Genomic DNA, 10,013 nt, shown 5'->3' on the forward strand with positions numbered 1-10,013 from the left:
GGTAGATTCAGCAAGCAAAAAGGCATATTGCTTTCTCAATTTGCCTTTTTGCTTTTTCAAATGAGCAATTTACGCACTCATAATAGTTATTCCTGTCTAGCACAAGCCATTATATCATGTCCGCATAAATAGTTACGCTAACCACAGTCATTACACCCCACCCCCAACCCCTCCCCGCTTGCGGGGAGGGGAGACAAAGCGACGATTGTCGGGGTGGGGTTCTTCGGGTTTAATAAGTAATCAAGCGGACATGATATTACTCATTAAATAATTCGTAATTCGTAATTCGTAATTCGTAATACTTCGGCTACGCTCAGTACAAGTTCGTAATGGGCAACTCTTAGAGACGCTAAACGCGAACGCCCCGCAACGCTTTCGTAAATTTTGTTTTGTAATGGGGATTTAACCCCAACACAAAACAAAATTTTTATTGAACCGGGGGACTTAAACCCACGGAACTAGTTAAACATGGAGTAAAAGTTTTATTGCTTTTTCCCTATTTCCCAACACTCTTTCATAACAATCCCAATTCTTCTGGAAAGCCTAGCATGATGTTTAGGTTTTGGATTGCGGCTCCCGATGCGCCTTTGCCCAAGTTGTCGAGACGAGCAACTAGCAATGCTTCTTTGGTAGTGTCATTGGCGAATACAAAAACCTGAACAAAGTTGGTGCCGTTGATTGCGTAGGCGTAGCCCGTCGTAGACATCGCATCCAAAAATATTCCGTCTCGCAGCAGAGTAAAATCTTGGTATGGAGCAACCTGCACAAATTTTTCGCTTTGGTAGTAGTTAACAATTGTTTGATGAATAACCTCACCTGATGGTGGATTATCCAAAGTCCCCAATGGCAAAGGCACTTGAACCAGCATCCCTTGTTCAAAGTCCCCTACTGCCGGTACGAATAGCGGCGGCGATGCTAACTCTGAATAATAATGCATTTCCTTGACGTGCTTATGTCCAAACTGCAAACCGTAGATGCCATAAGGATAAAGCGACTCTGCTCCAGCTTCCTGTTCGTGGAAGCTATGGTATTGTTTTATGAGATTCTTTCCGCCACCAGAGTAACCTGACACTGCATTAACGGTGATGGGAAAATTACTCTTTAAAAGTCCCTTGGCAATCAACGGACGGATACAGGCTAAAAATCCTGTGGGATAACATCCTGGATTGCTGACATACTGGGCGCTGGCGATTTTCTCTCGCTGTCCTGGATTTAGTTCAGGAAAACCATATACCCAGTTATTAGCTGTGCGATGGGCACTACTAGCATCAAGGATCTTAACCGTAGTACTACTTACTAAGCTAACAGCTTCGCGGGCTGCATCATCAGGTAGGCAGAGAATAACAACATCGACGGCATTAATTAGTTTAGCTCGCTCAGTTGCATCTCTACGTTTAGATGCCTCAATGCTAACTAACTCGATATCATCCCGTTGGTTGAGGCGTGAGTAAATCTGTAAGCCTGTGGTTCCCGATTCGCCATCAATGAAAATCTTAGGTTTAGTAATCATGCGTTCAGCATTCTGATCTGTGAGTAGTATTATTTTGACCGATTAATACTTACTTGGCCTCTGGTAAATGAATTATATTAAGTTAGGACTTACGCACTGTACAAATGCATCGTGATGTGCGTTAAAGATGCATAGGTTATTTCAGGCTTTTCTTAATTATCCTGCGATCATAAATATACCATGCAGTAGGGGCAATTCATGAATTGCCCCTACTGCGTGTAGTTTTGCGTAAGTCGTATAAAAGTTAAATTGAAATTTTTTGTGTTGGTCACGACATCTAAAAAATAATCAGTATGTTATGTTACTGAGCGACATCATTAATGAAATGATCTCATTTTCAGCAATTAACTTAAGTGTGAACACAGCCATTGCGGTATAGGCAGTCGGAGGATTTCTAAATTCTTCTTGACCAAGATATACCAAAGTTTCTGGTGAGTTCTCACTAAAAGCTAGTTTAAACAACGAATTTATAGTACCTGATATCACAACTAATTTCTGATATCAGGTACTACAGAATCCGTTAAGTCAAGCCATTTTAGCTGTTTTCAATTGTATGGAATACATATCTGTTAAGGAGTGCAAAATCTTGCGCCCCATAGCGGATTGCATCTATACGAGAATCTGGAGATTTATTTCGGGTTGGTGTCTAAGCAAATTTTTGTAGGAGTTAATGTGAACAAGATGAATCTGTGCAAACAACGTCAAAGCAAAAATAGCGTATTGATTTTAACTTCTCTGGCTGTGTTGGCGTCTCCATTAGTATTGCCCTTGCCACAAGCCTCTGCACAAACATTAACGACCGTTGTAAATTTCAACGGTACTAATGGAGCGGCCCCAAGAGCAGGTGTGCTTGCAGGGAAGGATGGCAATCTTTATGGAACCACTTCCGCAGGTGGTTCGCAAAATCAAGGAACAGCATTCAAATTAACTGGTTCTAATTTTAGTACTCTGACTACATTAGTTAACTTCACTGGAACCAATGGAACTAACCCAGTTGCTAGATTATTCCAGGCAAGTGATGACAATCTATATGGTGCAACCTTTACAGGTGGTACAAATAATCTCGGTACGTTGTTTAAGTTGGAAAAAACAACTTTTACAAACTTGACAACTCTTTTAAATTTCAATGGCACTAATGGAGCCAACCCAGCAGGTCGATTGATTTCAGGTAGCGATGGCAATTTGTGGGGGATAACTTCTGCTGGTGGGGTCAACAGCAGAGGAACTGTATTCAAGATTCCTCTGACTGGTGGTGTCCCCACTATCTTAGTTAACTTCAACGGTACTAATGGAGCAACTCCATTAGCAAGGTTGCAATTAGGTAGTGACGGAAACTACTATGGCAGCGCCTCAGCAGGTGGAGCAACTAATGATGGTGTGGTATACAAGTTAACTCCCGCAGGAGCAATAACTTCATATAACTTTAGTGGCGCTAATGGGCGAAATCCCCGGTCTGCATTAATTGAATCTGATAAATTTCTCTATGGCACAAGTTTTCTGGGTGGAGCCAGTAATCGAGGAGCTATATTTAGGTTTCCGCTCGGTGGCGGTACACCGGTTATAGTTGCCAGTTTTAATGGCAGCAATGGAGCCAACCCTACAGCTGCACTCACAAAAGGAAGCGACGGTAACTTCTACGGTACGACTTCTACAGGTGGTGCAAATAATAAAGGAGGCATCTATCGGTTGACACCTGGAGGAACCCTCACTTTGTTGTTTAGTTTTAATGGCACGAATGGGGCAACGCCAGAGTCTACCCTAATTCAACTTGCTAATGGTGAATTTTACGGTACTACCTCTGCTGAAGGCGCTTCTGGAGGAGGAACTGTGTTTAAATTTACACCATAGCCTCAAATACAATAGACCTCTTGCAAAAGTCTATCCCCTTTTCCACATCCCGTGAAAAGTCAGGTTGAGCGCTCGCATTTGCTTGTTGAGCGCTCGCATTTGCTTGTTGAGCGCTCGCATTTGCTTGTTGGGCTACTCCTCCCAAGCGAGAGTGCGTTTCACTGCCTTTTGCCAAGTAGCAAAGTTGGACAATGGGGTATCGCTCCCCGGCTCAAACACACGTTCAATTTGCCGTTGCTGCACCAGTGCTTCATAGCTCTGCCAAAATCCTACAGCTAAACCTGCTGCAAATGCTGCACCCTGAACGGTCGTATCGCGCATTACCTTTCGTTCAACTGGAATACCTAAAACATCAGCCTGGAACTGCATCAGAAAATTATTCTCGCAAGCTCCACCATCTACGGTTAATCGCCCAACTGGAGTACTGCTAGATGCATTAATCGCCTGTACTACTTCCAGAACTTGATAAGCGATCGCTTCCAACACGGCGCGAACTAGATGCTCTGGTTGTACACTGGCGGTAATGCCGAAAAAGGCTCCCCTAGCGCTCATATCCCAGTAAGGTGCGCCCAGCCCACTAAATGCAGGCACAAAGTAGACTCCGCCATTATCTTTTACCTGATTTGCCATCGCTTCACTTTCGGCAGCAGTTTTAATCAGCTTCAAGCGATCGCGTAACCATTGAATACAAGCTCCACTAGTGAACATACTACCTTCCAAGGCATAGCCTACATCTAAAGTTCCCCTTAGATTTGCTTGTGTCCATGCCACTGTAGAAATAAGTTGATGGTGCGATCGCACAATTTGATCGCCTGTATGAGCGACTAAAAAGCTACCAGTCCCGTAAGTACATTTCATTAAACCGGGGCGATCGCAGCCATGACCAAATAGAGCAGCTTGTTGATCCCCCAAGATGGCAGTGATCGGAATTTCAGCGCCCAACAAAGTAGCATCAGTGACTCCAAATACTCCTAAACTAGGCTGAATCTGGGGCAAAATATGCGCCGGAATCTGAAATAGTTCAAGTAAATTCTCATCCCACTCACATGTTTTGAGATTCATCAACATTGTCCGACTGGCGTTGCTGTGGTCAGTAGCATGGATGCCACCTGTGAGGTTCCACAGCACCCAGGTATCAATAGTGCCTGCTAAGACATTGTTCAGGTCAACATCTGTAAACTTGTCTAATAGCCACCTGAACTTAGTAGCAGAAAAGTAGGCATCGATGATTAATCCGGTGCGATCGTAAATTTCATTAGCATAACCTTGCTCTTGTAATTGGTGGCAAAGGGGAGCAGTGCGGCGATCTTGCCAGACGATGGCTCTATGGAGTGGTTTACCAGTAGTTTTGTCCCAAATCAAACAGGTTTCACGCTGCACAGTTAGTCCCAAGGCTGCGATCGCGGATGGGACAATGTGGGCATTCCTAATTGCGGTTTGCATCACCCAACATGTATCCTGCCAGATTTGTTGAGGGTCATGTTCTAACCATCCGGGCTGAGGATAATACTGAGTTAGTTCTTTGTATGCCTGCCCAACAATCTTGCCGTCTGCGTTAAACACAAAGGCGCGGTTGCCTGTTGTACCTAAGTCCAGTGCTAAGATGTAGCCCAATGATGGAGTTGTGTTGCCAAGTGTGTGCATAGCTGCTTTGACATGCTGCGTAGGCGATTTTAGCAATACACGTCAAATTTAGATATACATTATTTTGGGTACATTTTGAGTTCCTTGTTGGGATAGCATTGGGCTTACATCCGAGATCCTTCACAACGTTGCAAGACGCTGTGCATTTTAATTATGTGTAAGTAGATCGACACAAAAAATCATTATATAAATGCTGCGATCGAGAGAAAGATGTCATTAATCTACAGCAAAGTAATTAATCAAAATCTTTCAAAATCATGTGTTTTTTTAAGTCAAAACTGATTATACCTTCTTCTTGTAATTTGCCGATCAATCGTGTAATTGTTACCCTGGTAGTACAGCAGGCGCTAGCAATATCTTCGTGAGTAAAGCGAACACTTAGGCGAGTTCCCTCCGGCACAGTTTCACCAACTTCTTGTTTCAAAAGTTGTAATAGATGGTGCAAGCGCTCTTGTACCCGTCGTCTTCCACAAATGACTAAAAAAGATTCTGTTTGCCGTAAGCGCTGATTAATTTTTGGTAAAAGGATATGGCTTAGGTTGGGGGAAGCTGCTATCTCTGCTGCGTAAATTGACACCAACTCAACATCAGAGAGGGCTATTGCTTGGTAAATATTTAGAGATGTCAAACTAGAGCCAAAAACCATTTCTGCTGTTGCCAATCCTATTAAAACTTCTTCACCAGTTTCACAGTAGGTACTAAGTTTGACCAAACCTTGACAAACATACAAAATTACTAATGGGTTAAGGGGAATAGTTTCTCCTTTAGAATATTTTTGCACGGGACGATCATAGAAGAGATCGCTATCATTTTTGACTATCGCTAATTCTACTTGTTTCCGTTCAGAAATATTACGTAACGCCCAGCGTAGAGAGGTTGCCTTACCCTGCGGATTCCGGGCAACTGCCACTGTCAAAGCTGCATCAAAGAACTTGCCATGATGTTGTTGCAAAGGTATCAATAGCTCTTTAACTCTGTCTGATTGAGATAGTTCGATAAGTTCGTTACGAAGGTGCTGACGTTCTTCTAGAGGGACGAAGTTAATCATTGGTTTGCCCACCAAAAATTGCTTTGAAAGATTGAGCAATTTAGCTGCGGTGAAGTTAGCTTCTTTAATGATTCCTTCTGTATTAGTCACTAAATAGGCGTCAGGCGCAAACTCGAATAATTGTTGATAGTGTTGGCGTTCTGTTTCTAAGCAATTCCGTGTTTGTATTAGTTCCTCATTTTGCTGATGGAGTTCCTCTGCTGCTAACTGCACTACCTTTGAGGTGTTATAGAGTTCCTTAAAAGCTTGCGGCAGCAGATCCGGTGAAATCCAAGGTAATACACTAGCAGTTTGGTATAAATCTGCTAAACGATTGTGCAATGTTTCTGAGCGTTGGATAAATTTTTCTATGTTCACCTTAAATTCCCGCTACTTACTTGCAGAGTTGAAGCAAAAAATCTACTAGGTAAATTATTGGAAAAATTGCAGCATTTTCTATCATAAATTTAACTAGTTATGAATTGTAATTATTATTCAATAGAACCTATAAGAGTATGTCTATTCTAGGTTTTCAACAGTTGATCGTAAGTTCAAGGGTTTAAGACCCCTACATCTATATGTAGCAACAGTTTCAGTCGGGGTTTAAATCCCCGTCTGAAATGTCTAAAATGTTTGAATTTTGAATTTTGAATTTTGAATTGTTAAGTCTCATAGCACTACAAGTGGTATAGTTTTGTAAATGATATGTATTGCATTTAACCTAGATGATCAAAGCATATTGAATCTAGGGAATTAGAGAGTGTCCATTAATACTTTTTGCACCCAGATGCTTTTTTACAAAAAAGCTTACAGCATTTTGCTAAGTAATATTTCTACCTTTAGTGGGAAGATTTGGTAAACTCAGCTAAATGCGAATCCAAAATCCGCCGACCTCAGATTATGCTAATTTGTGATTAAACTTATAAGCCAGTCACTATTATGGCTAGCAGAGAAATTAGATAAAACAGCACAGTTAGAAAACCCTGGATCTCAACTTGAAGTTCCTATTCTTGTTTAACCCACTTTCTCATTCTCCCAATGAATGATTTAGTGCTAATAATAATTGTTTCCATGATTACTTAGAATAACTGATAATCTTTTCCCCAACGTCCATCACAAGCATCAAGCTTCTACTACCAAAGATATATAGTCTAAGTTAAGTTTTTTTGTGCTTTGGAACACATTTTTTGAACAAAAAGATTCCTGACTTCTTAGAAAAGTCGGAAATCTGAGCTTTTCGATATTCACAAATCTATTAAGGAAGTATCTGGCATAAGCAAGAGTAAGACTAATGGATATTAATAAGTTAAAAATACTTGTATATTACATAACATAACAACTTAACAATTATCCGTCTCTTTAGTTAGAGGATAAATCAACCAGTAAGCTGGTGTAATTTAAAAATGCGTAACAGCTTATCAACGCGCAAGTTATAAGGAGTGATGGATGAGGTGTAAATACTATAAAATCTCATTTCGTCACTCTTTTTTACTTACTTCAGTTTACAGTGTTATCAAGTAATTAAACTACACGACTCCCAACTCACTACTTACTTCCTGTCTGAGTCGTGGTTTAAATAACTGAAAATTGCTGTATTAACTTAACAAATGCCATCATTATCAATCAATACGCTTGGCTTTGTGAAAAATTACTTTGCTTAACCTAACAAAGCGCAACCCAACAAAGCCTCGCAAATGTTGGGTTACGTTCTTCAACCCAACCTATAGCAGTCCTAAATCATTTGTGAAAATTATATATCTCTTTCTTATTTCTTCCCTTTGCGCCCAAAGCCAATACTTTGCGGTTCGTTTTCAAATTTTATATTTTTCACGAATCAAATAGGACTGCTATACACAGATTAGTATCCGTCCCGGAACGCATACAGGTACTTTTATAAAAGTCACTTCATAAAAGTCAGCTTTTATTAAAACTTTATATATTATTGGTTCTTCCATATCTTCAAATTCACCTTCGGCTACCCAATTGAGTGATTTTGCCAATTCTACTAATAGCAAACCACCTATCCTCTCTGAGGCAGCCAATAACTCTTCTGGCGTTAATGCCAATATAACTGCAACTAAGCCGAAGCTACGGATTCCTATATTCAGCAGAATTTTTCCCACACCTTCGATGCAGCAATAATCAGGGGCCAAATATTTACTTAAATAGTTTCGGCTGATAGAGATATCGTTAGCATAGAATATACAATTTTATCCAGTTAAAATACTGGTTGTATGTGAGAGATTCTAATTCTTCTCTCTTGCTAGGGTGGGACGAATATCATCTATAACGGTTCTCGTTTATATGCAATATAAAGCTTCACTCAAAGCCTCTTTTCTAAAAGGCTGCGGTGTTCACACAAGTCATCTGATTATCTAAAAGTTTTTAAAACCTCACCCTGTCCTGACGGACATCCCTCTTCTTACTAAGGAGAGGGACAGGTTTTGCTTGTGCAAAATCAGGGTGAGGTTTCTTTGTGCTATTGAATAAACCATAAATTGCGGCAACTGAGACTTGTATGTAAGCGGTAGGCTAAAAAGAGAGAGGAATGGAAGTGTTATTCCCCAACCCTTGTAGCGTTGGGGCTGTTTTTTTTAAGTCTATATTGGACTCTGATTTGCTTTATGCTTGCAGCTGACAGAGCAATAAACCAAACCATTGATTTGGATCTGTCCACACTTGGAGAGGTAATAAACCCTGTGCGGTGAGTTGCTGCTTGATAGTATTGAGGTCAAACTTGCGGGAAATTTCGGTGAGGATAGTCTCAGCTAGTGCAAAATTAACCTTGAGGTTAAGAGCGCGTAATTCTACAATTTGCGATCGCAGGCTGCGTAAATGCATTTCTATTTGATGCTCACTTTCATTGTAAAATGCCCAGTGTTCAAACTGGGTGGTGTCAAAATTTCCCTCAAACCGTTGATTTAAATGCTCTAGCATATTGAGGTTAAATGCTGCCGTGACTCCCTGGCTATCGTTATAAGCTGGTTCCAAAATCTGTTTCGGCTTTCGTAAATCTATCCCCAACAAGAAATACTCGCCTACTTGTAGGGCTTCTGTAATCTGAGAGAAGAATACATCACACTCATTAGGTGTAAGATTACCTAAGCTGCTACCAATAAAACAAATCATCCTGCTGGGTAATTGCGTCGGTAGAAGTTTTGCAAGGGCTAATTCATAGGTTCCCGCTAAAGCATAAACTTGGAGTAAGGGATAATCTCTTAATAACTGCTTGGCGCTACTTTCCAACATACCTGCACACACATCAATTGGTAAGTAGTGCAGGGGATAGTCTAGCTGCTGGTAGGCATTTAGTAAAATGCGGGTTTTAGTAGAACTGCCACTGCCAAGTTCTACTAATTCACAAGCGCCAGTTATCTTAGCAATTTCGCCAGCATACTGCTGTAAAATCGCCGTTTCTGTGCGTGTGAGATAATATTCTGGTAAATCACAGATTTGCTCAAATAGCTCAGAACCACGATCATCATAAAAGTAACAGGGGGGTAGAGATTTAGATGTTTGAGTTAATCCCTTGACTACATCACTCCCAGTACTAGGAGCAACTATTTGAGTTGCTCCTACCAAACGCTGTATCTGCAAGCGTTTTTCAACGGTGCTTTGAGAAGTAACGTTCCTGTTGACAGCTTTAGATATCGACATTAAACCTCCGTATGCTTGGCGTAATAGGTTACCTGTGATGGCAAACCCTTACTCTAATTAGTGAAACACATAGCCATAGCTAATAAAATCATGCTTGAGCAATATTACTCAAGCTTTAAAGGTATTTTTAGGGATTTACCGATTCAAATGACCAAAATTTGGCGTTGCTGAATTCAGCTATGAAAATGATTTTGCATGATGTGACGTACCTACACTTCTCTAACGAGTAAGTGTAGGCTTCTCAAAGACTCCTCATTGAGGACATAATTTGAGCTTTTAGATCGTGCGCCCCACGATTCTTTATGTTGATCGCCGCATTCAAATCTC

General features: G+C 40.9%; 6 protein-coding genes. 1 reads left to right on the plus strand and 5 read right to left on the minus strand.

Annotation, left to right across the window (positions count from 1 at the left end; genetic code table 11):
• Positions 1–514 precede the first annotated feature (514 nt).
• Positions 515–1,507 carry an N-acetyl-gamma-glutamyl-phosphate reductase gene (gene argC, locus LC586_RS01520; protein ID WP_229482633.1) on the minus strand — a complete coding sequence of 331 codons (993 nt, stop codon included), beginning with the start codon at positions 1,505–1,507 and terminating at the stop codon, positions 515–517.
• A 684-nt stretch (positions 1,508–2,191) separates the two neighbouring features.
• On the opposite strand from argC, the gene LC586_RS01525 reads away from it, so the two are divergent.
• Positions 2,192–3,358 carry a choice-of-anchor tandem repeat GloVer-containing protein gene (locus tag LC586_RS01525; protein ID WP_229482619.1) on the plus strand — a complete coding sequence of 389 codons (1,167 nt, stop codon included), beginning with the start codon at positions 2,192–2,194 and terminating at the stop codon, positions 3,356–3,358.
• Positions 3,359–3,490: 132 nt separating this feature from the next.
• Here LC586_RS01525 and glpK read toward each other — a convergent pair whose 3' ends face one another.
• The 4 genes from glpK to egtD form a co-directional block, all read right to left on the minus strand.
• Positions 3,491–5,002 (minus strand): glycerol kinase GlpK, encoded by a 1,512-nt coding sequence (glpK, locus tag LC586_RS01530; RefSeq protein ID WP_229482620.1) that lies wholly within the window; start codon positions 5,000–5,002, stop codon positions 3,491–3,493.
• 235 nt (positions 5,003–5,237) lie between these two features.
• A complete protein-coding gene (locus LC586_RS01535) occupies positions 5,238–6,407 on the minus strand; it encodes a PAS domain S-box protein (RefSeq protein ID WP_229482621.1) in 1,170 nt (389 codons plus the stop codon).
• A 1,469-nt stretch (positions 6,408–7,876) separates the two neighbouring features.
• Positions 7,877–8,182: a hypothetical protein gene (locus tag LC586_RS01540; protein WP_229482622.1), complete on the minus strand. Its 306-nt coding sequence runs from the start codon at positions 8,180–8,182 to the stop codon at positions 7,877–7,879.
• A 469-nt stretch (positions 8,183–8,651) separates the two neighbouring features.
• Positions 8,652–9,686, minus strand: coding sequence for an L-histidine N(alpha)-methyltransferase (gene egtD, locus LC586_RS01545; RefSeq protein WP_229482623.1), 1,035 nt, complete (start codon positions 9,684–9,686; stop codon positions 8,652–8,654).
• Positions 9,687–10,013 lie beyond the last annotated feature (327 nt).

The sequence above is a fragment of the Nostoc favosum CHAB5714 genome, assembly GCF_020829495.1.
GTDB lineage: Bacteria > Cyanobacteriota > Cyanobacteriia > Cyanobacteriales > Nostocaceae > Nostoc > Nostoc favosum.

What these genes read in the sequence shown, in the direction of transcription:
- glpK (WP_229482620.1), bottom strand. Translation starts at nt 5,002, where the DNA reads ATGCACACACTTGGCAACACAACTCCATCATTGGGCTACATCTTAGCA.
- LC586_RS01525 (WP_229482619.1), top strand. Translation starts at nt 2,192, where the DNA reads ATGAATCTGTGCAAACAACGTCAAAGCAAAAATAGCGTATTGATTTTA.
- egtD (WP_229482623.1), bottom strand. Translation starts at nt 9,686, where the DNA reads ATGTCGATATCTAAAGCTGTCAACAGGAACGTTACTTCTCAAAGCACC.